Origin of the sequence: Candidatus Kaistella beijingensis (assembly GCF_020084865.1) — a bacterium.
GTDB lineage: Bacteria > Bacteroidota > Bacteroidia > Flavobacteriales > Weeksellaceae > Kaistella > Kaistella beijingensis.
In genome coordinates, this window is the sequence record NZ_CP071953.1 from 247,204 (window position 1) to 273,240 (window position 26,037).

Genomic DNA, 26,037 nt, shown 5'->3' on the forward strand with positions numbered 1-26,037 from the left:
ACTGAATGTCCAGCATCTACTATGTGGAACTGATATTATTATTGCTTTGCAGGCTGTTTAATGAAAAAGTAAAAGTGCTCCCTGCTCCTAAATCACTTTTTACAGAGATTTCACCGCCCTGTGCCTGAATAAACTCTTTGCTGATGCTTAGACCTAATCCTGTACCCTCCTTTTTTGTGCCAGGTATGCGGAAATATCGGTCAAATATTTTGTCAATATATTGTGGTGAAATTCCTTGACCTGTATCTGTGACGGAGAAGCGCACCTTATTATCTGTCGCTTTAACATCAATACTAATAATTGAATTATCATAAGAATAACGAATGGCATTGGAAAGCAAATTAGTCAATACCCAAGCGGTTTTTTCGTTATCGGCAAGCACTTGTGGCAAATTATCGGCTATTTTTATTTTAAATTTGATTTGCTTTTGTTCGGCTGCTGCTTTGGTGGCATTTACAGCATATTCTACAATTTCTTTGGCTTCAGACGGAACAACACTTATTTGAATAGTGCCACTCTCAACTTGTGTCATATTCAGTAATTCTCCTGTAATTTTCAGTAATCGTCCTGTATCATCGTTGATGCTGTGTAAAAGACTTTGCTGTTCTCTATTTAATTCACCAACCTTCTTATTTTCAAGTAATTGCAAACTCATTTGTATAGATGAAATAGGGGTCTTCAGTTCGTGAGAAACAGTGGCTAAAAAATTTGTTTTAGCAAAATCCAATTCTTTATAAGGAGTGATGTTTTGTAAGAGAATTACGTTTCCTATATGTTTTTCTTCTTTCTCACCTGTGGGTGTAATCAGAATAGGTATAATCTCCTTTTCAAAATAACTTTCTTTATTGTCGGCATAAATTTTTATAGGGAATGATTTTTGTTTTTTATCGGCTGTTTCTTTTTCGGGCAAATCTTGTATCAAGTTTTTTATAAGGTCATTATGTTTTGCAATGTTTTTGATGGGTACGCCAATTACATTATCTTTCTGTAAACCTGCTATTTTTAATGCGATGTCATTCATAAATAAAATAGTGTGTTTCTCATCCAAACCAATAACCGGCTCACTCATATTGTTAATAAGGGTTTCGATACGTGTTTTTGCCATCATCAACCTTTCAATGCTACTATTACTGTATTCTTCCAGCTTTTTCGCCATAGTATTGAATGATTTAGCTAAATCACCGTATTCATTATGTTCTTCAAAATGTACTCTTCTGGAGTAGTTTTTTGCAGCAATCTCTTTGATGCTTTCCGTTAGTTCCCGGATAGGATTAGCAATGTTTGAAGGCAGATTTATCAGAAGGGTGAACGCTATTATAAAACAAAATGTCCCTGTAACAGCAATCCATAAAATAGCCTTATCAGCCGTTTTTTCTGCTACCTCGTTTTTTCGCTGTATTGCCTGCATATTCAGTAGCATTACATCGGTAATGTCTTTCTGTATCATCCGGAGCAAGGAACTATCATCCGGAGAATTTACTATGAGTGCAAAATCCTGTTTAATCTTGTCCGTAATTTCCTGTTCTCCAACTTCTGTGATGGTCCTCGTTTGTTTTTCCAGGCTTTGCCTGAATTTCTTTTGTTGTTCAGGGTTATGAATATCACTGTTCAGTGCATTGAGCATCTGGCGACAATAATCTACAGTATTGTAATTATCTGCCAGTATATTCTTAGCATCATTAGATAGCTTATTTATGTGGGTTGCACTTAATACAGTAAGAAATGCTATCATTGCAAACAGGAGTCCGACACCTAATGTTAGCTTCGTTTTTATTTTCATCGCTTCAATTCTTTTAACTTAATATCACAAGGTCAATATTATTTTCTGACAACTTTTTCAGAAGACCATTAAAAACATTACCTGCCAAAATAATATGCAACAGGCTTAGATGTGGTTTCCCTATGCAAATGGTTGTTATCTTCCGTTGTTCACATTGTTCTATTATGGCTCTGGAAACATTATCATTTTCAATTTTAATGATTTCCGCACCCAATTCTGTTGCTAATTTAAAGTTATTTATAAGATGTCTTTGTTTGTCAAGGGCTATTTTATCAGGGCTTTCACGGAGTGTTTGTACATAAAGTACAGACCATTTGCTGTTGTAATAATTGGCAAGCCTCGCTGTTTTTCGTATTACGTTTTTAGCTGTTTTTTCGTTTGAGCTGATACAGGCTAAAAACTTTTCCCGTTTAGCTGTACTGGTCAAGGTAACTTCGCTTTCAACTTTACGTTCTACCTGAGAGGCCACTTCTTTTAGTGCTAACTCTCTTAGCTGAAGTATATGTTCACTTTTGAAAAAATTATTGAGTGCCGTTTCTATCTTTGCGGGTTCATATATCTTCCCCTCCTTAAGACGTGTAATTAATTCATCTGCTGTTAAGTCAATATTTACTACTTCGTCTGCTTCGGCTATCACACTATCGGGAATACGTTCTTTTACCTCAATTCCTGTGATGGCTCTCACTTCTTCATTAAGACTTTCTATATGTTGTATATTAACAGCACTGATTACGTTTATACCTGCATCTAAAATGTCTAATACATCCTGCCAGCGTTTTTCATTTTTGCTGCCTTCGATATTGCTATGTGCCAGTTCATCTACTATTACTACTTCGGGGCGTAAATTGATAACTGCCTGAACATCTAATTCTTCTAATTCCTTGCCCTTATAAAACAGCTTTCTGCGTGGGATAACAGGTAGCCCCTCTAACAAATCGTGTGTTTCTTTTCTATTGTGCGTTTCAATGTAGCCCACCTTTATGTCGATACCATTTCGCAAGAGCGAATGTGCTTCCTGTAGCATACGAAAGGTTTTGCCTACACCGGCACTCATACCGATGTAGACTTTAAATTTCCCTCTCCTTGACTTTTTTATCAGGTCAAGAAATTGTTGTACTGTTTGGTCTTTTTCTGTCATTAAAAAGCAATGGCTAATGATGTTGTGATGAAAAAATTGTTATTGCCCAGCTTTTCATTTCCTATAAAAATCTTGTCCTTGCTGGTAAGTCCTCGTCCTTCTATACGCCATCGTATATTTTTACGTATCAGGTAATCGTAATTTATGGAATATCCCCAGGTTTTAAATCCGTTTGGTGTACCTATACCAATTATTGCACCGTTTTCGTCGTTATAATACTCTGCTCTTATTGCCAAATTATGTTTTTCGGCGGGGCTATATTTTACAATCACAACCGGTGCGTACCATGTATTATAATGGTTGCTTCCTTTGTTTTTCTGCTCTGCTCCAATATCAAACCCTGCTGTTAAAGCAAATTTTTCTGTGATTTGAAAGATGCCGTAAAGGTTGTGAAAATACCGCATTTGCCTTGTGCTATCGACTTTATCATTTCCAATAAAGGAGCTGCTGTTGAGGGTGATTTTTGAATTGGGTTTGTAGGTTAGCTGATGACCGAATGCAGGGGTGTTATTACCATCTATACGTTGAATGCGCTGCCATCCGTTTAGTAACAATCCGCTTACAAACCATTTGCCGTTATCGGTTGTATATGAAATTTTTGCGCCTGTCTCAAAATAGGGCGAATTTTCTGCATATATCCCTCTGGTCAATGTCCAGTTGTCTATACCTACGGCACTTTCAAAACCAATATGAGATGAAAAAACGCCTGCGTCAATCCATAAATCCTTATTCTTTGAAATTTTTATACCTGCGTTCGCCTCGTATATATTTTTCAATACGCTCGGTTCTGCTGCGTAGTTTGCATTCATATAGGTACCTGTAGCCAAAGCGAGATTTGCCCTCACATTATCCGTATTATAGGATGCCTTTACAAAGCCTAAATTCAGGTTAAACTCATTGTGTCTATTGTGTGAATACATAAATGCAGGTCGATTATGATTGTCAGGATTGCCAAAATCATAAGCATAGTATGTTTCTAAATAACCACTAAAAGTAAAGGGTGACTTGGTGGTATCTGTTTGTGCAAAGCTATTTATGCTTAACAAAATCAGCGATGCAGTTATTAGGTTCTTCATCTTATTTATTTTAAATTATCTAATGCTATATTTAATTCGAGTACATTTATTTTTTCAGGTCCGAAGAGGCCGAACAAAGGTTTTTCTGTTTTCGCAAGGATGAGTTGCAGAAGATTTCCTTCGGCAATTCCACGAATTTTAGCAATACGTTTTACCTGTACTTTTGCCGCCTGTACGGAAATATTCGGGTCAAGACCGCTACCACTTGCCGTTACCAAATCCACGGGGATTTCAGACTTGGCAATACCGGGATTGTGCACTAAAAATGTATCTATCCTTGCCTGAACCTGTTGGAGATATTCCTTATTGGAAGCTGCTTTGTTGCTGCCTCCGGAACCTGCGGCATTATAATCCACTGCAGAAGGACGTGACCAGAAATATTTATCTTCCGTAAAAGACTGCCCAACATTGGCATAGTATGTTTTACCATTGTGTGTGATAATTTTTCCCTTTCCCTTATTTGGAGCGAACTGTGCCATACCCCAAACGATAAGCGGATAGGCTATACAGAGTAATAGGATGCTTAAAACTGTTAGCTTGATAGCCGGTAAAATATGTTTTTTCATTTTGATTAATGTTTTAAATAAATACTGAAACCAACAGGTCGATAAGTTTTATGCCTACAAACGGAACAATAATGCCGCCCAAACCGTAGATGAATAAATTTCTGCGAAGCAGGGCACTGGCGCCGATAGGTTTGTAGGCTACTCCTTTTAATGCTAATGGTATTAACATCGGGATGACGATGGCATTGAATATAATTGCCGATAGAATGGCACTTTCGGGTGAGTGCAAATTCATAATGTTTAATCCCTGTAAAGCAGGAATGGAAGCAATAAACAGTGCCGGAACAATGGCAAAATACTTCGCTACGTCATTGGCAATACTGAATGTGGTTAATGTTCCCCTTGTCATTAACAATTGTTTGCCTATTTCCACTACTTCAATCAGTTTGGTGGGGTCATTATCCAAATCCACCATATTGCCTGCTTCTTTAGCTGCCTGAGTACCGCTATTCATAGCTACGCCTACGTCTGCCTGCGCTAAAGCGGGCGCATCGTTGGTTCCATCGCCCATCATAGCGACCAATCTGCCTTGCGATTGCTCATTGCGGATATAGTTCATTTTATCTTCCGGTTTTGCTTCGGCAATAAAATCATCTACACCTGCTTTTTCCGCGATGTATTTTGCCGTCAATGGATTATCGCCGGTAACCATTACGGTTTTGATACCCATTTTTCGCAGCCGCTCAAAACGCTCCTGTATCCCGGGTTTAATAATGTCCTGCAACTCAATTACTCCCAATACTTTTTCATTTTCTGCAACAACGAGTGGTGTTCCACCATTGCTTGAAATGGATTTTACCTGTTCGGCTGTTTCTGATGGAAAAAGATTTCCCGCCTTTTCCACCAAATTCCGTATGGCATCCGAAGCTCCTTTTCTGATTTTTACATTCTCATAATCAATTCCGGAACTTCTTGTTTCTGCCGTAAATTTTATGAAACGAGGATTTTGTATCTGATAGCTTAATGGATTAACACCTGCCAATTCTATGATAGATTTACCTTCGGGGGTTTCATCTGCCATAGAGCTTAACACTACTGATTTTGTAAAGTGCTTTTCATCTACACCGTTTACAGGATAGAATTTTGTTGCTTTTCTGTTACCAATGGTAATAGTTCCTGTTTTGTCCAATAAAAGTACATCAACATCACCTGCGGTTTCAACCGCTTTACCACTTTTGGTAATGACGTTTGCCCGCAAAGCTCTGTCCATTCCCGCAATACCGATGGCTGATAATAATCCGCCAATAGTGGTAGGAATTAAACAGACAAAAAGCGATATAAATGCAGCAATGGTAATCGGGGTTTGTGCATAATCTGCAAATGGTTTAAGTGTAACCACTACGATAATAAATACGAGTGTAAAACCTGCCAACAAAATAGTCAAAGCAATTTCATTTGGTGTTTTCTGACGGCTTGCCCCTTCCACCAAAGCAATCATTTTGTCTAAAAAGCTTTCGCCTGCTTCGGTAGTTACCCTGACTTTGATTTTGTCTGATAGTACTTTTGTACCACCTGTAACGCTACTTTTATCGCCTCCTGCTTCTCGGATTACAGGGGCACTCTCACCCGTAATGGCGCTTTCATCTATGGTTGCCAAACCCTCTATAATTTCACCGTCAGAGGGGATGATATCTCCTGCTTCACAAACAAAGACATCCCCTTTTTTAAGCTGTGATGAAGAGACGGTCTGTCCATTTTCTAATTTGGCTGGCGTTTCTTCTCTTGTTTTACGTAAGCTATCGGCTTGTGCTTTTCCTCTGGCTTCGGCAATGGCTTCGGCAAAGTTGGCAAACAATAGCGTTGCAAATAATATAATCGTAACGATAAGGTTATAGGCAAAACTGCCTTGACTTTGTTCTCCCAATGCTATCCATACACATACGCCTGCCATAACCAATGTACCTATCCACACCATAAACATTACCGGATTGCGGAACATTTTTGCAGGGTGCAGCTTGAAGAATGATTGCTTCAACGCTTCATTCACCAATGCAGGTTCAAATAATTTATTTATGTTATTATTCATTTCTATTGAATTGATAAAGATTAATAAAGTGAAAAGTATTCGGCAATCGGACCTAAAGCCAACGCAGGGAAGAATGCCAATGCCGCAATGATGGCAATAACTGCAAACACCATTAAACCAAATGTAGATGTGTCGGTTTTGAGCGTTCCTGAGCTTTCAGGTATAAATTTCTTTTCTGCAAGCAACCCTGCAATAGCAACAGGACCAATTATCGGAAGAAATCTACCCAACAGCAATACTATCCCCGTGGATATATTCCAGAATACGGTGTTATCTCCCAATCCTTCAAAACCGCTTCCGTTGTTGGCTGCCGAAGAAGTATATTCGTACAGCATCTCACTGAAACCGTGGAAGCCCGGATTGGCTAATGTTGCTGATGTATATTGTGGTAATGCGGCTGCTAAAGCTGTTCCGACCAAAATAAGGAAAGGATGTGCCAAAGCAATTATCATTGCTATTTTCATCTCTCTTGCTTCAATTTTCTTACCCATAAATTCGGGTGTTCTGCCCACCATCAATCCGCTGATGAATACCGCCAAAATGATGAAGATTAGGAAATTGAGTATTCCCGCTCCAACTCCTCCATAAAAGGCATTAATCATCATTGCCAGTAATTCGTTCATACCGGATAATGGCATTGAGCTATCGTGCATCGAATTGATACTACCTGTAGAAATAACAGTTGTTACGATGCTCCAGAAGCCGGACGCTGCTGCACCCAAGCGGATTTCCTTTCCTTCCATTGCTCCCAAAGAATTGTCAATTCCCATCTGTGTTATGGCAGGGTTCCCGTTCATTTCCATATTGATATTTGGAATTGCCAACAAAAGAAATCCTACAGTCATTACTCCAAACATCATCCAGGCAAACTTTTTCCTGCGTATAAAAAAGCCAAATGCAAATACCATTGCCATAGGAATGATAAATTGACCAAACATTTCAACCATATTGGTTAGGTAGGTAGGGTTCTCTAATGGGTGAGCACCATTAGCACCGAAAAAACCACCTCCATTTGTACCAACGTGTTTGATAGGTACGAAAGCAGCAACCGGTCCACGGCTTACTTCAATAGTATCACCCTGTAAGTTGGTTAGGGTATCTTTTCCTTCAAAGGTCATTGGCATACCTTCAAAAACGAAAATAGCAGCCAGTATCAATGATATAGGTAATAGAATGCGGGTACAGGATTTTAAAAAATAATTGTAAAAATTACCTAATTGGGTGGTTGACTTTTCTCTAAATGCTTTGAATAATACAACCGCTGCTGCCATACCTACGCCCGCAGTTACAAATTGAAGAAACATCAACCATATCTGCCCTAAATAACTGATGCCTGTTTCACCTGAATAGTGTTGCAGGTTACAGTTTACCAAAAATGAAATGGTGGTATTGAACGCTAAATCTGCTGATTGATTGGGGTTCCCATCCGGGTTTAGGGGCAGGCTCTCCATATTCATCAGTATTCCCATACTCATCAGAAACCAGAGCAGGTTAATGGTGAGCAATGCTACCAAATGCTGTTTCCAATTCATTTCATTATCAGGATTTATGCCTGATACTTTATAGAACAATCGCTCTATGGGATTAAATACAGGGTCAAGAAAAGTTCTTTCACCTGCATATACTTTTGCGATGTATTTGCCAAGGGGAATTGCCAGTAACAGCGTTACCCCGAACATCGCTATAATTCCTAAAATTTCTGTGTTCATATCTTTTAATTAAATAATAGTTTAATAAGCCATCCGAAAAGCATCACAAATCCGAAAACAACAAGAAATACAATGATAACTCTCCATATTTCTCGGATATCACTTCTAAAGTTTTTCATATTGTTTCTAATTAGAAAAGGATGTTTATTTTTATATATAGGAGGTATATAAAAGATATGAGCACAAGTATCCAGAAGATGATTGTAAACAGCTCTTTTATTTTTTTCCTCATTTCTCAATTTTTTGAATGGATGCTGTTTTTAAAATTTTTCTGGTTTAATCAGCACATAGCACATATAGAAAAATACTGCAATGGCGATGATGAATAATGCTATCATATTTTTATTTTTTGAATTATGATGTTGTTTTGCGTTAGATAGACAACCTGAAAAGGTTTTGGAATTTCAGTGTATAGTTGCTGCCACTGGTTTGGAGAACACCGTCTGCGTATGCCTTCAAATGAGCGTACAAATAGATTTTCAATAATATACCTGATGTAGTCGTTACCTCTCTGATATATCCATCCGATATATCGTATATGTCTGGTAATTTTGGTAAATTCTCCTTTTTCGAGCAAGCATCTAATCAGGTTTACGACTGCCTGAAGAATACCAGCGAAGTTTTTATGAGCAGACAGTTCCCTTATTTCATTGCTGATTTCTTTATGATGTTCAGCTAAATAAACAGCCGCACGGTCTTCATTGATTTTCTGTTTAGATTTCATATCTTTTCAAATAATCTTATTAATAAAAAAAAGAATGCGAAAAGTGCTACACCTGCGATTATTAATAGTATTGCCATTTTTATATATTTATTAAATTCCTGATGAATAGATTTGTCTGCAATACTCTTGTTTGAGCTGTTTGGGAAACAAGATGAGATACTCTTTGCCCCAACTGTAATTCATTTCGAGCAGTTGAGATAAGGGAAGAATAAATGTATTGGAAATGATTGTACGTGTGTAGCTGCTGCCTTTCTGAAATAATTGCTCGGCTTTGCCAAACAGGCTCACAACTTTTTTCTTTTGCCCCTTAAAGATGGCATCAAGGGCTTCAACCTCTAATTGTTGAATTTTCTCAAATTCGCTTTTTTGTTCGTGTTCCATTGTCATAAGAATATTTATTTACATTCTTCTTATGCCAATTCCTGTTCCATTAAAATTAGATTGTTTATAACTATTTGATTTTAAATAATTTAACGAGCGTATACAAAAGTAAGGCAACAAAAAACCCTTTCGTTTTGAAAGGGTAAAGACTATCGTTTTGAAAGGGTTTATTTTATATGGTACTCGTCAATCTTCCTGTATAAAGTAGTTAAGGCAATATTGAGCAGTTTTGATGTTTCTGTTTTATTGCCATTAGTGTAGTTCAACACTTTTTGAATATGAACTTTTTCTACGCTTGCAAGTTCAAAGGCAGATAGTGTTTTTTCACGGTTATCTAAAGTGCCAAGACGTTGTAATTCCAATGGCAGACTATCTTCTTCTAATTCTGTAGTACCTGTAAGTATTACGCTACGCTCAATTACGTTTTTGAGTTCTCTGATATTGCCTTTCCACGAATGTTGTTTCAGTGCTTCGAGATAGTTTTTTGAAATCTTATTGATTTTTTTGTTCGTCTTATTTGTAAATGTGCGAAGAAAGAATATCGCCAGTTCTTCTATATCAATAACCCGTTCTCTGAGTGGGGGTAGTGAAATCTGAAAGACGGCAATCCGGTAAAACAAATCTTCACGGAAGTGTCCTTCCTCTACTTCTTGTTGTAAATTTCTATTAGTAGCAGCAATAATACGGACGTTCACCTTGGTTGGTTTACTATCACCTACTTTTAGAAATTCTCCTGTTTCTAAAACCCGTAACAGCTTTGCCTGTAAATCTAAAGGCATTTCACCAATTTCATCTAAGAAAACCGTCCCGTGGTTTGCTTCCTCAAAAATTCCTTTACTGTCTTTTACTGCTCCTGTAAATGCTCCGGCTTTATGTCCAAACAATTCATTTTCTAACAAGTCTTTGCTAAAAGCAGAGCAGTTTACTGCTACAAAATTCTGTTTGCTCCTGTTGCTCGCATTGTGAATTGCTTGTGCAAATACCTCTTTTCCCGTTCCGGTTTCTCCAGTCAATAAAACGGTCGTTTCACTACCTGCCACTTTTTTTGCTGCGTCAATAGAAGCATTAAGTATTTTGGATTTTCCAATGATGTTATCAAATGAATATTTATTGGCTAACTGTCTCTCTAATTGTAATACCCTTTTTGCTAAAGATACTTTTTCGGTTGCCTTGTAGAGCAAGGGTATAATTTTGTTATTGTCATCACCTTTGGTAATGTAATCAAATGCTCCGTTCTTTATTGCCTGAACGCCATCGGGAATATTACCATAAGCAGTGAGCAAAATTATTTCTGTTACAGGATATTTGTCTTTAATATCTTTGGTCGCTTCAACGCCACTTCCATCCGGTAATTTTACATCGCATATCACGACATCGACATCAGCTATTTCCAGTTTTTTTAAGCCGGTTTTTATATCACCAGCCTCCACCACGTCAAAACCCTCCAAACTTATAATTTTGGAAAGTAAGGTTCTGATTTTTTCTTCGTCGTCTATGATTAAAACTTTGCTCACGGTATGAAATTTATAGGGTAAATTTAGTAATTAAAATATTGGGTAATGCTTATGGTTTCTTCAATTTATATACTTATCCACGGCTTTATCTAATTCCTCGCTAATCACTTTGGCGTAAATCTGCGTAATGCCGATATCTGAATGGTCTAACAGCTTTGAAACATATTCAATGCGCATACCGTTGTTAAGAGCATTTGTAGCGAATGTATGACGGCTTAAATGGAATGATAACGAAAAAGGCAATTCCATATCCTTACCTATTCTTCTTAACTTCTGACCGCATAGAATGTTTTTTGCATTGATGATATGTGCCTGATAATCGGTATCGGTATCAAATCTTTCTACATCTTCCAATATCGGGAAAACAAAATCACTTGATTGTGATATAGCTGTTTTGTACTGGTTCAGAATATCTATTGCCGTCTGGCCGATTTTAAAACTGTGGGTTCTTCCTGTTTTGCGAATGGTTTTTGTAATGCGTTGCTCTTTTTCATTATAGTTTTCCCATTTCAAGCTCACTACATCACTAAAACGTAAGCCACCTGCATACACCGAAAAAATGAACATATCTCTAAAGACTTCGTCTTTTCCTGTGTATTCGATTTTAAAATTGCGTAACTTTTCTACTTGTTCTTTGCTCAAAAATAATCGTTTGCCTTTATCACGTTTTACACGAACTTTTGAAAACGGATAAATGTTTTCTTCAATTACATCTTCCCTTTGAGCATCACGAAACATTACGGATAAAATCAATAAAGAATAGTGTACCGTAGTTGCTCCATTTTTCAAATTGTTAGACATATAATTGATATAGTCTTTCAGCATCGTAACAGTAATATCATCGAAATAAATATCCCTGTGTCCAATGAATTTTTCAAACTTGGCTACATACTGTTTGTAATTTTTATAGGTGGCAACTGATACCGTTCCTTTGATACGCTCGCAACGATTGTAAGCATATTCAAAGAAGTTTGCCATATCCTTACCTTTTATTGCTTCTTTGAGTTTTCGGGCTGATACGGATTTTCTTTTGCGTTCGTGGTCTGCAACTGTTCCTTCGGCATCGGCAATTTTCTGGGCAAGAAAGGCGTTCATTCTCGCACTATTGGTGTGGTTCTTCTTTATCTTCTGTTTGTCATCGTCCCATTCGTTGTGCTTCAGCTTTACGCCTGTGGCAACAAATTTGGCTTTTCTATCTTTTATAAGTCTTATGTATAAAGGGCTATGACCTGTTTTGTCTTCTTGGTTTGTCCGAAGCACTAATTTTATCGAAGCCATAAGAAAAAGTATTATATTTGTTGTACTAAAAAAACAATCGAGTGCAAAACGATGAAACCCTTTATAAATCAGCTATTTCAAAGCGGTGCAACCTGATACAAAGGTACAACATTTGGTACAACAAACCTAACATTTCGTTGCGTTTTTTTGCATTATTTCGCTCTTTATAATTTTATAACTTATTGATAATTATGTATTTAAATGCAAAAAGCTACATACGATTTAATACTTTTAATAACACTGTATTTGCAAAAGGCGGGGTTGAATATATAATAGAAAAACCCGATGCATTTAGTCGCAACTTGCTTTTCATATTGTATTTTTTTGTAATTTAACAATCTGAAAAAGCAATTTGATTCGTTCGGTCGAAATTGAACTTGCAGTTAAATTTAGCCCGCCCTTCGCAAATACTTTTTCCGTTAGCAGAAATTATAAAAATAAAAGCATGAAAAAACAACAACTGGTTCTATTTATATTTTTGATTATTGTAATAAAATCACAATCACCAATTAATTCGAATATAAAAGAAACAAATTTTTTCCCTGGTTCTGAACCTAGTGGATTATTACAAATTAATGACAATATAATATTTGCCGCTAATACAGGCAGTGGTATCGAACCGCATAAATATAATTTGCAAACGAATTCGGCAAATATGATACAGAATATTAATAATAATTCTGGTAATAGTATGATCAAGAATGAATTTTATAAAATAAACAATAGTATATTTTATTTTGCTACAGACAATTCTAATCTTCAGTTATGGACAACAGATTTAGGTACAAATACAACTTCAAAAGTAAAAGACTTAAATATCTACTATTCTAATTCAAATAACATTATAGCTAAAATTCTAAATAATAAACTATATTTTGTTTTTCAGCAAAAACTTTATGTAAGTGATGGAACAGCAAACGGAACAATTCAAATTACCAATGCAGCTAATGTTGGAAATTATTTGTACGAAAATAATGGATATATATTTTTCTTTGGTAATAGCGCTAATTACGGTAGAGAAATATGGAAAACAGATGGTTCCATCGCTGGCACAACTGTCGTAAAAGATATTAATTCTGGTATAAACTCTTCAATCGTTTATGGTTATGAAAAAATGTATAACTTTAATAATAAAATTGTATTTATAGCCAGAGATAGTAATTATAATTTAGGATTGTGGAGTACCGACGGGAATGAAATAAACACTATAAATTTTTATACTCTGACTAACAATTCTACTTTTTATGATTTTGATTTTCAAAATTATAATAAACTTCTTTTTACCGTTAATGGAGATTTGTGGAAAACGGACGGAACTTTTATTGGTACCAATCTTATTTACAATAGTATTCCTACCATTAATAAACTCTCATACTATAAAAACAAAATTTACATTGATACAAATACTAATTTATTTTATGTAAATCAATTAGACCAAGTAAATCCTCTAACAGATTCTAACAATACAGTATTTCAAACAATTTCCTCTAGTAATAATGGTAACTATTTAGCTTTAAAGGAATATAATAACAATTCTTCGCCAATCTATTTTTATGATAATAGTAATATATTAAAAACAAATATAAAATCTGCAAATGATAGTAAATTCATTGAATATCAAAATCGATTAATTTTTTCAGGTTATATTGATTCTTATATTGATTTTTATACTACATATAAAAATACCGAATTATTTTCTTATGATCCCTTGAATAATATTTCAAACATTGAAAAAGATTTAATTTATAATAGTTATGGAACACCTCGTTATCATACCGAAGTAAATGGAGAGGTTTATTTTCTATCTAAAGATGGCTACTATTATCAAGTATATAAAATAGACACTAATGACAACTTGGTAAAATTAAGTAACAATTTGGAAGAGACTTTTCCAGACAATATATTAAAATATAAACCTGTGACTGTTTCGGGTAATTTTATTTATTTTCACAACAGTAAAATATACAGAACAAATACAGCAACCAGTTCAACGGATCAAATCTTACCTCCTGCAAATGAAAAAATATATGGAATATACCCACCAAACAATAACAAAGTCATTATAAAAACATATAATAGTTCTGATAAATATATGAGAATTTGGAGTTTGGAAAATAATTCAACAAATTTTTCTTTATTAATAGAAAAATATGTCAATAATATGCCGTCTTCCCTATTAAACGTTGATAATGACTTTGTAAAGACAGACAACGGAATTTATTTTAAAATGATAAATAATTCTACAACAGAAATTTGGAAATCTGACGGTACGTTGAGTAATACGATAAAAATAACAGAAGTTGGTAGCATATACGCATTAAAATGTTTCTTAGGTATTCTTAATAATAAAGTGTTTTTTGCAAATAATCTATATACAAACTTGCAAAATTCAGAGCTATATTATATTGATGATAGTAGTAACCAAAAATTTTTGATTCAAAACAATTATCGATTTATTGACGGAAATTCATTTGTTGCAAATAATAAATTATATTTTTTCACTTCTAGTAGTAACGGTTATTACACTGAAATGCATAAAACAGATGGGACTACACAGGGGAGCCAATTAATTACTACAAGTTATTTCACTGGTGAGAATTCTATAACTAAATGTGGAAATCAAAATTATTTTCTTGCTAATTATGGAGGAAATCAAACAACGGGAATTTATAGGACTGATGGTACAACAAATGGAACGTTTTTGGTTGTTGATGGTTATCAAACTGGAGTTATCGGACAAAACTTCACTTTTTTAAATTGTCTAAATAATGAAATCTATGCAGTAGATTCTATGCAAAGAATTTTCAAAACTAATGGAAGTGCTGGAAACTATCAACAACTGAGTTTTACAATAAATAATCAACCTTTACAACAACCTGCCTATACGTGGATTAAAAGTTTATATACAAATAATTCAAAAATTTATTTTAGTGTCGATCAATATAACAATCACGGTGAAGAACTTTTTGTTTCTGATTCAATTAACACATTAGACGTTGGTAATGATAATATTGTAAGTAATAAGATATTAATCTATCCGAACCCTGCAACTAATGAGTTTAATGTTATACTAAATAACGGCGAAAAAATAAAAAAAATAATCATATATGATGCAAATGGTAGAATTATCTCTACACATAATAATACAATAATAAATGTTAAAAATTTATCAGCTGGAATATATTTTCTAAATATTTTTACTAATTTCAAAAACTATAGTAGTAAACTAATTAAAAAATAATCTTTTGCAATTAAATATAACTTCTGCTAACAAGGCATTGCCAAAAGCGAGGCTGAAGTACATTTTTAATAGTTTAAGTAATTAATTAAAAATATGGTATTTATATTGAAGATCGGTGCAAAAAAAACCCGCCTTCGGCAATACCCCACCGTTAGCAGAAATTTTATCCAAAGACCTGTCATAAATGGAATTAAACTATAGTTTAGATGAAAATGATTTCTTAGAATATCAACTTTATACCGCCTCAAAAAGTAAAAATATAAGAAATCAGCGAAGACGAAATTTAATAATAATGATTGTAATCTTTTTAGCTTTTTTCATTTCAATTTATAATTCCACTAAAAGCTTTCCGATTATTCCTTTGCTTATTTACATTGCCTTGATAATAGCTTATAAAATTTATGAAACATATCGATACAAAAATCACTACAAAAAATTCATAAATGAAAACTACAAAGAAAGATTTGGACTAATGTGCAAACTAAATTTTGCCGAAAACCAAATTATTGAGGAAAGCAAACTAGGAGAATCCAAAATAAATTTCGAAAGTTTGACTGAAATTAATGAAACTAAAAATTATTATTTCCTAAAATTGCTAACTTCACAAAGTCTAATAATTCCTAAAAAAGTAATTCAAAACATTCAACAATTTAATTCCATGCTAAACGAAATCAAATCAAAATATAACCTGAAAGAAAATATAGATTTAGACTGGAAGTGGAAATAAAAAACTTCTGCTAACATAGTATTTGCAAAAGGCGGGGTTGAATATTTAATAGAACTATTAGTTGCATTTAGTCGCGCCTGCTTTTTCGTTCCACAATTTTTTTGTAGTTTAGTTCCACGAAAAAAGCATTCGCTTTGGTTAGTCGAAATTGAACTTTTCGTCCAATTTAGCCCGCCCTTCGCAAATACTTTTTCCGTTATCTGTAACCATAAAAACAAATACTATATATGAAATGCCCACATTGTAACATTGAAGTAAATGAAAATTTTTCTAATAATTTTATTGGAAATGACAAGGATGGAAGATACAATTTATTATGGATGAATTGTCCCAATGTAAAATGTGAAAAATTCATAATCAAACTACAAAAAAGAGATAATCTTAATAAAGTAATTGAAGAATATTTGGTTAGACCTATAACAGCGAGTAGGCCGCCCGTTCCAGTTGAAGTTGACAAAAACTTTTCTGATGACTATAATGAAGCATGTTTAGTTGTTAATTTCAGTCCTAAAGCAAGTGCTGCTTTGAGTAGAAGGTGTTTACAAAATATTTTAAGAGAGAAGGCGGGAGTGAAAAAAGGAGATTTAGCTAACGAAATCCAAGAAGTCATTGACGATGGCAAACTTCCAACTTATCTTATTGAAAGTATAGATGCTATACGAAATATAGGGAATTTTGCTGCTCATCCTAACAAAAGTAAAATAACCGGAGAAATTGTTCCGGTTGAAATTGGCGAAGCAGAATGGTTGCTTGATGTAATTGAGTCCTTATTTGATTTTTATTTTGTTCAACCAAAAATTCTTCAGGAGAAAAGAAACGAATTAAATAAAAAACTAGCTGATTTAGGCAAACCAAAAATGAAATAATATGGCTACAGATAACATATTCTATGTCAAAAAACAAGTACTATTTTGAATTTTTTCATGCCGCAAATTGTTGTGTTTTCACGTAGGGAGTCCCACGCTCGATGACCGCAAAAATCCGGTTGACGAGTTTGAATTTAACGTTGTTTAGCGCCAACATTTTCGGTTTTCCTTCCGCTTGTTTTCGCTCGTAGTAGAGCTTCAGCTCGTGGTCGTACTTTATTGCCGTCAGTGAAAGCAGGTGCAGTATCGACTTCATCTTTTTGTCGGCAAAAGGGCTCACCCTGCTTTTCCCCCGGATGCTGGTTCCCGATGTTCTCCCGAATGGCGCTATTCCGCAGTAGCACGCATATTTTCTCGCATTCCTGAACCGCAGAAATCCCTTCGTGGTGAGCAGCAGATAAAGCGTTCCGATTTCTCCGACTCCCGGTATGCTGCGCAACAGCTCCTGTTTAGCGTTAAGGTCTTCATCGCTCCTGACGAGTTTGCTTATTGCCAGTTCCAGGGTTTTCAGCTGGGATTTCAGGAACGTTACCGTCTTTCTGTTGGCGGATTTCACGCTCCTGTAGACTTCCTTTCCCAAGAATTCCTCGCCCTCCGAAGTGCGCTCGAAACTTTTTATCGCGGCGATGAGCTTTTCGCGTTCCGCATTCATTAGGTTAAGTTGCTGGTAGATGATTTCGGGAACTTCCGAGAGTTGGATCTTGTCCTCGTTGCGCATCGCGTATTTGGCGATCTCCTGCGCATCTATCGTGTCGCTCTTGCCTCTGGAAAGCCCTCTGGAACGCTTGATCTCGATTGCGGGGACTTCCGCATAGTTCCAACCGTTCCCGCACAGGAACACCGCCAGAATAGTGGAGTAGATTCCGGTATGCTCGAAGACCACGAGTGTGTCCTCCATCATCAGTCCTTCCTTTGAAAACGCTGCAAATAGCGTCTGCAGAGACTTTTTCTCATTGGCGACGCTTCCTCTCTTTACCGTGTCTCTTTCCGAAATCAGGAGGCAGTAGTCCAAGGTGTTTTTGGAGACGTCGAAACCCAGGTAGTTTTTGTAATTTTTCATATCTTTATTTTTTGAAAGGTGGTTGAATGGTTTTAAAATCTTTAGTAGTTCTTGTCTAATATTCTATTTGAAACATCAGTTCAACCTTTATGCAAAACAGAGTACTGATATGTTAGTTAAATCTGATTTAATTTACAGGGTTTTTTAGGTCACTCTGTTTTGCTTTCTAAAGGTATTTATTTTATGGATGCAAAGTAAAGATGGGTTTTGCAAGATGCGGGGTTGAAGGAAATCTCAGAGAAATTCTAGAAAATACCCGCAAAAACTTTTCCATTTTTTAGTTTTTTCGTAATTTTAAAAAATGGAAAAAGTTTTTGCTAGCGTTCGGTCATCTCTTGAAATTTCGGTTGCAGTAGTCCGCACCTCGCAAAGCCCTTTCCCGTTGTACGACATTTTAGAAAGATTCCGCTTTAAAACAAAAATTTTGCATTGATTTAACTTTTTACTATATTTGTATCCAAATGAATACAAAATGTACTTTATTGAGAAAACAAATGAGTTTGACAAGTGGTTCCGAAAATTAAAAGATATCCGAGCAAAGGCTAAAATCTTGTTCCGAATCCAGAAATTACAAAACGAAGAACATTTTGGAGATTGCAAACCTGTTGGAAATGGAATCAGCGAATTGCGAATAAATTTTGCAAAGGGCTACAGAATCTATTTCAAAGAGACAGATGGAAAAATTATTATCTTGTTAATTGGCGGCGACAAATCAAGCCAACAAAAAGATATAGAAAAAGCGAAAGAAATTTGGGAAAAAATAAAAGAATAAAGAATGGATATTTCAAAATTTGACATTGCAGATTATTTGGACAGCAACGAAATGATTGCTGAATATCTTAATGTTGTCCTTGAAGAAGGCGATGATTCTGAAATTGTTGTAGCAATTGGTAATATTGCAAAAGCAATCGGAATGACAAAAATTGCAGAAGAAACTGGAATGAGCAGACCGAGTTTGTACAAAGCACTATCTGAAGGTGCAAAACCACAGTTTTCAACAATTATGAAAGTTTTGAAAGCAGTTGGCGGACAAATAAGAGTTAATCCTATAACTGCATAAAAAAAACGTCGTACAACATGGGTTTGGCAAAAGCGGGGCGGAGAGTTATCATTTAGAAGATTTCAGCACTTTTAGCCGCAAAAAACCATTTCGTTTTTTTATTTTTTGTAATTTTGAAAAAACGAAAATGGTTTTTGCTCGGTTCGGGTTTGGTTGGAATTTCCGGCTTTCTTATCCCCGCCTTCGCCAAGCCCTTTCCCGTTATCTGCAATTATCACAAAATGCCGTCAACAAAAGATTTGATAGAAATATATAGATGCAAATATTTAGTAAATGCTGAATATTTAAAAAATGTTTTAAATGAGAATAAAATTATTGCTGAAGTTGACGCCGAAAACAATTCAGTTCTAATAAATGAGTCTGATTTTGATAGCGCAAAAATTATTATCCAAAACGAAAAGCTCGACGAAAGCGAAACCATTGATCAAGAAAATTTTATGGAAGGAGTTGAAGAATGGAGTAATAACAGATTAAATCCTGGTCACTATTTAGGTGGAAATCTTCCCTATTATTATAGAACAAAATCAAATCATATGACTTTTGCAATTTTGTTTTTTATTAGCTTAGTTTTTCAAATCGGAATTCTGTTTTTTACAAACATAACGTTATGGAATATAATTTTTGCAATAATAACGCTGATTATAACAATCAATTTTATGATTTCTGGATTTAATTATCGCGATGAATTTAAACTGAAAAAGAAAAAATAACTGCAGATAACATAGTATTTGCAAAAGGCGGGGTTGAATATATAATAGAAAAACCTGATGCATTTAGTCGCAATTTGCTTTTCATATTGTATTTTTTTGTAATTTAACAATCTGAAAAAGCAATTTGCTTCGTTCCGTCGAAATTGAACTTTCCGTCCAATTTAGCCCGCCCTTCGCAAATACTTTTTCCGTTAGCTGTAATTTTATAAATTTGGGGCGTAAAATGAAATCGGCATATTTTTTCTTCTTTATTTTTAATGTGCTTAATGCTCAAATTACAGAAAAAAAGCATTTTGATATTAAATTATTTAATGAATTATCTAAGACATCTTTAGATTCATTACGAATTGAATACAAAAAAAATGATTCATTGGTTATCATGATGAAGTATAAAAATGATATTCCAAGAATAAACATTGTTAAAGGAAATTATGCTATCTTTTATGAGTTCTACCCATATCTGTATTTAAAAGCAAAAAGACAAGGAATATTTGGAAAAGCACACCTTTCAGAATTTCCAATTGGAAATGATGTTGAATATTCAGAAAACGGTTCTATTACAAGAAAAATTGATTGGAACAATGTTCCTTTTGATGATGGAATTCCTGGACCTAAATTAAATATATTGAATATTGATAAACTAATGAAACAAAATTATAGAGTTGATGTTTTTAATGATAATCTTTGGGATATTAGATTAAGACAAAATGAAAAAACAAAAATGATATTCTACGAAATTGACATTATTGATGGAGAAAAACATTATTTTGAATATAAAATTAATGGAGATTCCGGTTTTTTAATTAGTAAAAAAAGAAAACGAATAAAAATTCCAAAAGGACTTCAAAGAGGGAAATAAAAACTACAGCTAACATAGTATTTGCAAAAGGCGGGGTTGAAACCACGTAGAAAGGTTTGTTGCATTTAGTCGCAACTTGCTTTTCATATTGTATTTTTTTGTAATTTAACAATCTGAAAAAGCAATTTGCTTCGTTCGGTCGAAATTGAACTTTCAGTTAAATTTAGCCCGCCCTTCGCAAATACTTTTTCCGTTAGCTGCAAGTTTATCAAAACGTTACGCCAATGAAAAACTACTATTTTTTACTTTGCTCAATTTTACTTTTCTCGTGTAGACAAGAAAAAAGCAACAATCAAATTCCTGACGCGTTGAATGATAATAAAGTTTCCGTTAGCGGAAGTTTTAGATCTTATGATGATGAAAATTTAGTTGATAAATTATATGCTGAACTAATTAAAAACGACCAAGAATTACAAAAATTTGACAGTGAAATTCTAAATAATTTGAATAAATCACACGAAGTAAGAAAAGAATTATTTTCTTATGACGACAAATCTAAAAATTATTATTCTTCAGTTGTATCCAATACAAAATCAATCACGGATTCTTTGCTTAAAAAGAAATTAATTGAACTACTAAAAAATAGTGAATCGAAATATTATATGAGAGTTTCAAATCTCAAAAAAATGAGTGGAATCATTGAAAAAAATAATGCTTCAATTTCTGACAATTATACTTTTTTCAAAACTGCCTTAACAATTCCTATTATTGAAAAATTTCAAAAGGAAAACTTACCAAATGCAAAACCTTTAGAAAGTTTTATTGCGGAACAGATTGAAATTAAGAATAAAATTGAGTCCAATAACAAATAAAAAAACCTGCAGATAACATAGTATTTGCAAAAGGCGGGGGAAAGTGCAAAATTGAAAAGTGGAAAAAATAATCCGCTCATGCTTTTCAATTCTGCATTTTTTGTGTAAGTTAGCAGTATTGAAAAAGCATTCGCTACGTTTGGTCTTCCTTGAACTTTTTGTTCTTCGAAAGCCCGCACTTCGCCAATACTTTTTCCGTTAGCGGTCAGCATAGAACGACAATACATCAAACAAAAGCCATTAAAATATGACATAATGAAAACGGCATTAATTACACTACTTCTTTTAGTAGCTTCAAACTTTTCGTTTGCACAAACGACATCAGAAGTCCCTACACAAATTATTTCTACGGACACTGCCGTTACATATAGACTGTTTTCAACACGAAATATGTACACATTTATCAAACTAGATACAAGAAATGGTAAAATGTGGCAAGTTCAATGGAGTAATAAAGGAAAAGAATATAGATTTGAGAGTACACTATCAGACATCTCTCAGGTAAATAAGGACGAAGAGAAAAATGGTAGATTTTTTCTTTATCCAACAACTAACATATACACTTTCATTTTGCTTGACCAAGTAGACGGAAGAACTTGGCAAGTTCAATGGGGTAAGGAAGATGAAAGATTAGTAATCCGTATATATTGAGTGAATATTATGAGTTTTTGTGTTGACGACTTTAAAAATGAACTAATTTGCTATTATAAAGATGAGCGTTATTCTGTTCGTGACAACGGAGCAGTTTTACGTCATCCACTTAATGAAAAACGTCAACGACCAACCGACAACAATTGGACTTTTGGCAAACTAAACATCAGGACAGGATATTTAGAAATTGCTTCGGTTCGCATTCACAGAATAGTTGCAACTGCATTTCTCGGAGAAGCACCAACAAAAGAATACGTTGTTGACCACATTGACACAAACAAGCAAAATAACCGACCAGACAATCTTCGATGGGTAACAAGATTAGAAAACATATTGCTTAACCCAATCACCGCAAAGCGTATCGAAATTATTTGCGGGAGTGTTGAAACTTTTCTTGCTGACCCTTCAAAATTTCGTGACAAATTTCAAGACCCAAACTATGACTGGATGTGTACAGTTAGTATCCAAGAAGCACAAGCGAGCAAAGAAAGATTATTAGCTTGGGCAAAAAGTGATAAACCATTACAAGGTGGAACTTTAGGTGAATGGATTTACAATAGAAGTTTATCAAATCAATTTACTGCCAATGTTGCAGAAGAATTAGAATTTATAAATTCACTAACCCCAAACGCTGTTCAAATAGCCCGAAATTGGAAAACACCAAGCGAATTTCCTTGCTGTCCAAAGACAATCACTCATAACTCAATTGCTGACTATACTTCAAACCTAAAAGTAGGGAATATATTTTCCCAAAACCAATATACGAGTTCTATTATTGAGCGATTTGCAATTTCCAAAGACGAAAAAACACTGTGGATTATGTGCAAAAGTGGTGACGAAAATCCGATTAAACCTTATTCATTGGCAGAGATAACCTATCAAAATGATGTTTTCGTTCATAATAGCCTTGGAACATTTTTTGAAAAGAACGGAGCAGAAAAACAATTTACACTTGCACAAGGACTTGAATGGTCAGGTGGCGACACAATTGATGATTATTGTTAAAAATGAGTATGAATAAAAAATGCCGAACCGCTAACATATTCTATGTCAAAAAACAAGTACTATTTTGAATTTTTTCATGCCGCAAATTGTTGTGTTTCACGTAGGAAGTCCCACGCCCTATGACCGCAAAAATCCGGTTGACGAGTTTGAATTTAACGTTGTTTAGCGCCAACATTTTCGGTTTTCCTTCCGCCTGTTTTCGCTCGTAGTAGAGCTTCAGCTCGTGGTCGTACTTTATTGCCGTCAGTGAAAGCAGGTGCAGTATCGACTTCATCTTTTTGTCGGCAAAAGGGCTCACCCTGCTTTTCCCCCGGATGCTGGTTCCCGATGTTCTCCCGAATGGCGCTATTCCGCAGTAGCACGCATATTTTCTCGCATTCCTGAACCGCAGAAATCCCTTCGTGGTGAGCAGCAGATAAAGCGTTCCGATTTCTCCGACTCCCGGTATGCTGCGCAACAGCTCCTGTTTAGCGTTAAGGTCTTCATCGCTCCTGACGAGTTTGCTTATTGCCAGTTGCAGGGTTTTCAGCTGGGATTTCAGGAACGTTACCGTCTTTCTGTTGGCGGATTTCACGCTCCTGTAGACTTCCTTTCCCAAGAATTCCTCGCCCTCCGAAGTGCGCTCGAAACTTTTTATCGCGGCGATGAGCTTTTCGCGTTCCGCATTCATGAGGTTAAGTTGCTGGTAGATGATTTCGGGAACTTCCGAGAGTTGGATCTTGTCCTCGTTGCGCATCGCGTATTTGGCGATCCCCTGCGCATCTATCGTGTCGCTCTTGCCTCTGGAAAGACCTCTGGAACGCTTGATCTCGATTGCGGGGACTTCCGCATAGTTCCAACCGTTCCCGCACAGGAACACCGCCAGAATAGTGGAGTAGATTCCGGTATGCTCGAAGACCACGAGTGTGTCCTCCATCATCAGTCCTTCCTTTGAAAACGCTGCAAATATCGTCTGCAGAGACTTTTTCTCATTGGCGACGCTTCCTCTCTTTACCGTGTCTCTTTCCGGAATCAGGAGGCAGTAGTCCAAGGTGTTTTTGGAGACATCGAAACCCAGGTAGTTTTTGTAATTTTTCATATCTTTATTTTTTGAAAGGTGGTTGAATGGTTTTAAAATCTTTAGTAGTTCTTGTCTAATATTCTATTTGAAACATCAGTTCAACCTTTATGCAAAACAGAGTACTGATATGTTAGTTAAATCTGACTTAATTTACAGGGTTTTTTAGGTCACTCTGTTTTGCTTTCTAAAGGTATTTATTTTATGGATGCAAAGTAAAGATGGGTTTTGCAAAATGGCGGGTTAAGTGCTACTATGACAGTTTAGCGCTAGGTTCAAGTTCAGTTTTTCAAATGAACATTTGTGCTGATAATCCGCCACTTCGCAAAGCCCCTTACCGTTAGCAGAAATTCCTAAACAGAACATATGAAAAAAAAACAATTCTTACTTTTATTAATAATAACAATAGTATTTAGTTGTAGATCAGAAGATAATAGTGATTTAAATGAAAATCCGACAGAAACATCAACAGATTTAAAATTTAATTTATCTTACAAACAATCGCTAGGTAATATTGAAATTAGACAAATAATAAAAACAAAGGATAATCAATATATTGCAATAGTATTTGCAGATGATTATCGCATTATTAAATTTGATGCAAATTTTAATGTTGTTTGGGATAAAATATATGGTGGAAGTAAAAAAGATTATGCAGAAAGTATACTTGAAGATTCGCAAGGTAATTTTTTGGTTATAGGGGAATCTGAATCAACTGATGGGAATATTGAACAGAATTATGGAAGTTTTGATATTTTTTTGATTAAAATTGACAGAAACGGAAATCTTATTTGGAACAAAAATTATGGTGGAAGTGGTTACGAAGGTGTAAGTCAAGACAATACAATTATTGAAACAACAAATGGCAATTTTATTTTTGTTGGTTATACAGCATCAACTAATTTCGATATTTCAAATAATAATGGAGGTTATGATGTATGGGTTTCAAAAATTGACAATAATGGAAATTTAATTAAACAAAAAACATACGGAGGGAACAATGATGATTTAGGTAGAAAAATTTCTAAACTTAATAATACGTTTATTTTAACATTAAAAAGTAATTCTACTAACAATGATTTTTCTCAAATTGGTAATTGGGTTGTAAATATTGATGATGAATTAAATATTATTTGGAAAAAAAATACAAATGGAATTAATTCGGGATGCATCAATATTTATAATGATGAAATATTGGTAGTAAACTCTACTTTTACAAACTACGAATTACATAAACTAGACTCAAGTGGAAATATTATAAAAAGTTCTGTGATTAATTTCTCTAGTCAAAAACAGCCATTTGCAAACCAAATAACTAAATCTAGTGACGGCGGATTTTTAATTATTGGCGATTTAGGAGGTGGTAATGAACAAGATGCATTAATATTTAAGATAAATAAAAATTTTGAAAAAATAACAGATAATATAATTACTGGAAATAGTTACGATAAATCAAGATCTATATTTCCCATTCAAACAAATAAATTTCTTTATTTTATAAATTCTTCATCAACAAATTTACAAATTCCACTTTCTGGAAAAATGTCATCAATAGTAACTGAAATTAATGAGCAATAAAAAGAACTTCTGCTAACATTGTATTGGCAAAATGCGGGCTTGAATTTTGCATTGAATTTGTAAAATTTACTTTCGCTGCTGCTTTTCATATTGTTTTTTTATGTAATTTAGTCAATCTGAAAAAGCATCGGCTTCGTTTGTGAATTCTTGAACTTCCAGTTCTTCGAATTCCCCGCACTTCGCCAATACTTTTTACGTTACCGGGCAGTTTAATACGAC

24 protein-coding genes are annotated in these 26,037 nt (G+C 34.8%); 11 read left to right on the forward strand and 13 right to left on the reverse strand.

What is annotated here, in order from left to right:
* Positions 1–19: 19 nt before the first annotated feature.
* The 11 genes from J4771_RS01100 to J4771_RS01150 all read right to left on the reverse strand — a co-directional run bounded on the left by J4771_RS01100 (position 20) and on the right by J4771_RS01150 (position 12,192).
* Positions 20–1,780 carry an ATP-binding protein gene (locus tag J4771_RS01100; RefSeq protein WP_224135647.1) on the reverse strand — a complete coding sequence of 587 codons (1,761 nt, stop codon included), beginning with the start codon at positions 1,778–1,780 and terminating at the stop codon, positions 20–22.
* Between the two features lie 13 nt (positions 1,781–1,793).
* The gene (locus tag J4771_RS01105; RefSeq protein ID WP_224135648.1) at positions 1,794–2,918 is read right to left on the reverse strand and encodes a sensor protein KdpD; all 1,125 of its coding nucleotides are present in this window, start codon (positions 2,916–2,918) and stop codon (positions 1,794–1,796) included.
* Positions 2,918–3,994: a porin gene (locus tag J4771_RS01110; protein WP_224135649.1), complete on the reverse strand. Its 1,077-nt coding sequence runs from the start codon at positions 3,992–3,994 to the stop codon at positions 2,918–2,920. Before J4771_RS01110 ends, J4771_RS01105 begins: the two co-directional genes overlap by 1 nt.
* Positions 3,995–3,999: 5 nt before the next feature.
* A complete protein-coding gene (locus tag J4771_RS01115) occupies positions 4,000–4,560 on the reverse strand; it encodes a K(+)-transporting ATPase subunit C (protein ID WP_224135650.1) in 561 nt (186 codons plus the stop codon).
* A gap of 13 nt (positions 4,561–4,573) precedes the next feature.
* Positions 4,574–6,586, reverse strand: a complete 2,013-nt coding sequence (gene kdpB, locus J4771_RS01120) for a potassium-transporting ATPase subunit KdpB (protein ID WP_224135651.1) — start codon at positions 6,584–6,586, stop codon at positions 4,574–4,576.
* 20 nt (positions 6,587–6,606) lie between these two features.
* On the reverse strand, positions 6,607–8,295 hold the full coding sequence (gene kdpA, locus J4771_RS01125; protein ID WP_013632638.1) for a potassium-transporting ATPase subunit KdpA: 1,689 nt from the start codon (positions 8,293–8,295) through the stop codon (positions 6,607–6,609).
* A 260-nt stretch (positions 8,296–8,555) separates the two neighbouring features.
* Positions 8,556–8,633, reverse strand: a complete 78-nt coding sequence (locus J4771_RS01130; protein ID WP_083811774.1) for a potassium-transporting ATPase subunit F — start codon at positions 8,631–8,633, stop codon at positions 8,556–8,558.
* Positions 8,630–9,019, reverse strand: a complete 390-nt coding sequence (locus J4771_RS01135; protein ID WP_013632637.1) for a DUF7674 family protein — start codon at positions 9,017–9,019, stop codon at positions 8,630–8,632. Before J4771_RS01135 ends, J4771_RS01130 begins: the two co-directional genes overlap by 4 nt.
* 90 nt (positions 9,020–9,109) lie before the next feature.
* A complete protein-coding gene (locus J4771_RS01140; RefSeq protein ID WP_041537011.1) occupies positions 9,110–9,400 on the reverse strand; it encodes a DUF7674 family protein in 291 nt (96 codons plus the stop codon).
* 167 nt (positions 9,401–9,567) lie between these two features.
* Positions 9,568–10,914 (reverse strand): sigma-54-dependent transcriptional regulator, encoded by a 1,347-nt coding sequence (locus J4771_RS01145; protein ID WP_041537352.1) that lies wholly within the window; start codon positions 10,912–10,914, stop codon positions 9,568–9,570.
* A 60-nt stretch (positions 10,915–10,974) separates the two neighbouring features.
* Positions 10,975–12,192 (reverse strand): site-specific integrase, encoded by a 1,218-nt coding sequence (locus tag J4771_RS01150; protein ID WP_224135652.1) that lies wholly within the window; start codon positions 12,190–12,192, stop codon positions 10,975–10,977.
* A 445-nt stretch (positions 12,193–12,637) separates the two neighbouring features.
* On the opposite strand from J4771_RS01150, the gene J4771_RS01155 reads away from it, so the two are divergent.
* The 3 genes from J4771_RS01155 to J4771_RS01165 all read left to right on the forward strand — a co-directional run bounded on the left by J4771_RS01155 (position 12,638) and on the right by J4771_RS01165 (position 17,026).
* Complete coding sequence (locus J4771_RS01155; RefSeq protein WP_224135653.1) at positions 12,638–15,433, forward strand: T9SS type A sorting domain-containing protein; 2,796 nt, start codon at positions 12,638–12,640, stop codon at positions 15,431–15,433.
* Positions 15,434–15,617: 184 nt separating this feature from the next.
* A complete protein-coding gene (locus tag J4771_RS01160) occupies positions 15,618–16,160 on the forward strand; it encodes a YcxB family protein (protein WP_224135654.1) in 543 nt (180 codons plus the stop codon).
* A gap of 227 nt (positions 16,161–16,387) precedes the next feature.
* A complete protein-coding gene (locus tag J4771_RS01165; protein ID WP_224135655.1) occupies positions 16,388–17,026 on the forward strand; it encodes a DUF4145 domain-containing protein in 639 nt (212 codons plus the stop codon).
* Between the two features lie 55 nt (positions 17,027–17,081).
* Here J4771_RS01165 and J4771_RS01170 read toward each other — a convergent pair whose 3' ends face one another.
* Positions 17,082–18,086 (reverse strand): IS110 family RNA-guided transposase, encoded by a 1,005-nt coding sequence (locus J4771_RS01170; RefSeq protein WP_224135656.1) that lies wholly within the window; start codon positions 18,084–18,086, stop codon positions 17,082–17,084.
* A gap of 472 nt (positions 18,087–18,558) precedes the next feature.
* On the opposite strand from J4771_RS01170, the gene J4771_RS01175 reads away from it, so the two are divergent.
* The 7 genes from J4771_RS01175 to J4771_RS01205 all read left to right on the forward strand — a co-directional run bounded on the left by J4771_RS01175 (position 18,559) and on the right by J4771_RS01205 (position 23,183).
* A complete protein-coding gene (locus J4771_RS01175) occupies positions 18,559–18,858 on the forward strand; it encodes a type II toxin-antitoxin system RelE/ParE family toxin (protein WP_124784682.1) in 300 nt (99 codons plus the stop codon).
* A gap of 3 nt (positions 18,859–18,861) precedes the next feature.
* Positions 18,862–19,146, forward strand: a complete 285-nt coding sequence (locus J4771_RS01180) for an addiction module antidote protein (protein ID WP_055041555.1) — start codon at positions 18,862–18,864, stop codon at positions 19,144–19,146.
* Between the two features lie 221 nt (positions 19,147–19,367).
* The gene (locus tag J4771_RS01185; RefSeq protein ID WP_224135657.1) at positions 19,368–19,856 is read left to right on the forward strand and encodes a DUF2007 domain-containing protein; all 489 of its coding nucleotides are present in this window, start codon (positions 19,368–19,370) and stop codon (positions 19,854–19,856) included.
* 223 nt (positions 19,857–20,079) lie between these two features.
* Entirely contained in the window at positions 20,080–20,715 is a 636-nt protein-coding gene (locus tag J4771_RS01190; protein WP_224135658.1) for a hypothetical protein, read from the forward strand.
* A 224-nt stretch (positions 20,716–20,939) separates the two neighbouring features.
* Complete coding sequence (locus J4771_RS01195; RefSeq protein WP_224135659.1) at positions 20,940–21,527, forward strand: hypothetical protein; 588 nt, start codon at positions 20,940–20,942, stop codon at positions 21,525–21,527.
* A gap of 255 nt (positions 21,528–21,782) precedes the next feature.
* Positions 21,783–22,178: a hypothetical protein gene (locus J4771_RS01200; RefSeq protein WP_224135660.1), complete on the forward strand. Its 396-nt coding sequence runs from the start codon at positions 21,783–21,785 to the stop codon at positions 22,176–22,178.
* A gap of 9 nt (positions 22,179–22,187) precedes the next feature.
* On the forward strand, positions 22,188–23,183 hold the full coding sequence (locus J4771_RS01205) for an HNH endonuclease signature motif containing protein (protein WP_224135661.1): 996 nt from the start codon (positions 22,188–22,190) through the stop codon (positions 23,181–23,183).
* Positions 23,184–23,223: 40 nt separating this feature from the next.
* Here J4771_RS01205 and J4771_RS01210 read toward each other — a convergent pair whose 3' ends face one another.
* A complete protein-coding gene (locus J4771_RS01210) occupies positions 23,224–24,261 on the reverse strand; it encodes an IS110 family RNA-guided transposase (protein ID WP_224135662.1) in 1,038 nt (345 codons plus the stop codon).
* A 345-nt stretch (positions 24,262–24,606) separates the two neighbouring features.
* Between J4771_RS01210 and J4771_RS01215 the strand changes: the two genes are divergently transcribed.
* The gene (locus tag J4771_RS01215; protein WP_224135663.1) at positions 24,607–25,818 is read left to right on the forward strand and encodes a hypothetical protein; all 1,212 of its coding nucleotides are present in this window, start codon (positions 24,607–24,609) and stop codon (positions 25,816–25,818) included.
* Positions 25,819–26,037: the final 219 nt, after the last annotated feature.

Bases quoted from the DNA above. Each gene is read 5' to 3' on its own strand.
- J4771_RS01195 (WP_224135659.1), top strand. From the start codon at position 20,940: ATGAAAAACTACTATTTTTTACTTTGCTCAATTTTACTTTTCTCGTGT.
- J4771_RS01205 (WP_224135661.1), top strand. From the start codon at position 22,188: ATGAGTTTTTGTGTTGACGACTTTAAAAATGAACTAATTTGCTATTAT.
- kdpA (WP_013632638.1), bottom strand. From the start codon at position 8,295: ATGAACACAGAAATTTTAGGAATTATAGCGATGTTCGGGGTAACGCTG.
- J4771_RS01175 (WP_124784682.1), top strand. From the start codon at position 18,559: ATGTACTTTATTGAGAAAACAAATGAGTTTGACAAGTGGTTCCGAAAA.
- J4771_RS01160 (WP_224135654.1), top strand. From the start codon at position 15,618: ATGGAATTAAACTATAGTTTAGATGAAAATGATTTCTTAGAATATCAA.
- J4771_RS01130 (WP_083811774.1), bottom strand. From the start codon at position 8,633: ATGATAGCATTATTCATCATCGCCATTGCAGTATTTTTCTATATGTGC.
- J4771_RS01135 (WP_013632637.1), bottom strand. From the start codon at position 9,019: ATGAAATCTAAACAGAAAATCAATGAAGACCGTGCGGCTGTTTATTTA.
- J4771_RS01170 (WP_224135656.1), bottom strand. From the start codon at position 18,086: ATGAAAAATTACAAAAACTACCTGGGTTTCGACGTCTCCAAAAACACC.
- J4771_RS01180 (WP_055041555.1), top strand. From the start codon at position 18,862: ATGGATATTTCAAAATTTGACATTGCAGATTATTTGGACAGCAACGAA.
- J4771_RS01105 (WP_224135648.1), bottom strand. From the start codon at position 2,918: ATGACAGAAAAAGACCAAACAGTACAACAATTTCTTGACCTGATAAAA.
- J4771_RS01155 (WP_224135653.1), top strand. From the start codon at position 12,638: ATGAAAAAACAACAACTGGTTCTATTTATATTTTTGATTATTGTAATA.
- J4771_RS01210 (WP_224135662.1), bottom strand. From the start codon at position 24,261: ATGAAAAATTACAAAAACTACCTGGGTTTCGATGTCTCCAAAAACACC.
- J4771_RS01140 (WP_041537011.1), bottom strand. From the start codon at position 9,400: ATGGAACACGAACAAAAAAGCGAATTTGAGAAAATTCAACAATTAGAG.
- kdpB (WP_224135651.1), bottom strand. From the start codon at position 6,586: ATGAATAATAACATAAATAAATTATTTGAACCTGCATTGGTGAATGAA.
- J4771_RS01185 (WP_224135657.1), top strand. From the start codon at position 19,368: ATGCCGTCAACAAAAGATTTGATAGAAATATATAGATGCAAATATTTA.
- J4771_RS01215 (WP_224135663.1), top strand. From the start codon at position 24,607: ATGAAAAAAAAACAATTCTTACTTTTATTAATAATAACAATAGTATTT.
- J4771_RS01190 (WP_224135658.1), top strand. From the start codon at position 20,080: ATGAAATCGGCATATTTTTTCTTCTTTATTTTTAATGTGCTTAATGCT.
- J4771_RS01115 (WP_224135650.1), bottom strand. From the start codon at position 4,560: ATGAAAAAACATATTTTACCGGCTATCAAGCTAACAGTTTTAAGCATC.
- J4771_RS01200 (WP_224135660.1), top strand. From the start codon at position 21,783: ATGAAAACGGCATTAATTACACTACTTCTTTTAGTAGCTTCAAACTTT.
- J4771_RS01100 (WP_224135647.1), bottom strand. From the start codon at position 1,780: ATGAAAATAAAAACGAAGCTAACATTAGGTGTCGGACTCCTGTTTGCA.
- J4771_RS01150 (WP_224135652.1), bottom strand. From the start codon at position 12,192: ATGGCTTCGATAAAATTAGTGCTTCGGACAAACCAAGAAGACAAAACA.
- J4771_RS01165 (WP_224135655.1), top strand. From the start codon at position 16,388: ATGAAATGCCCACATTGTAACATTGAAGTAAATGAAAATTTTTCTAAT.
- J4771_RS01110 (WP_224135649.1), bottom strand. From the start codon at position 3,994: ATGAAGAACCTAATAACTGCATCGCTGATTTTGTTAAGCATAAATAGC.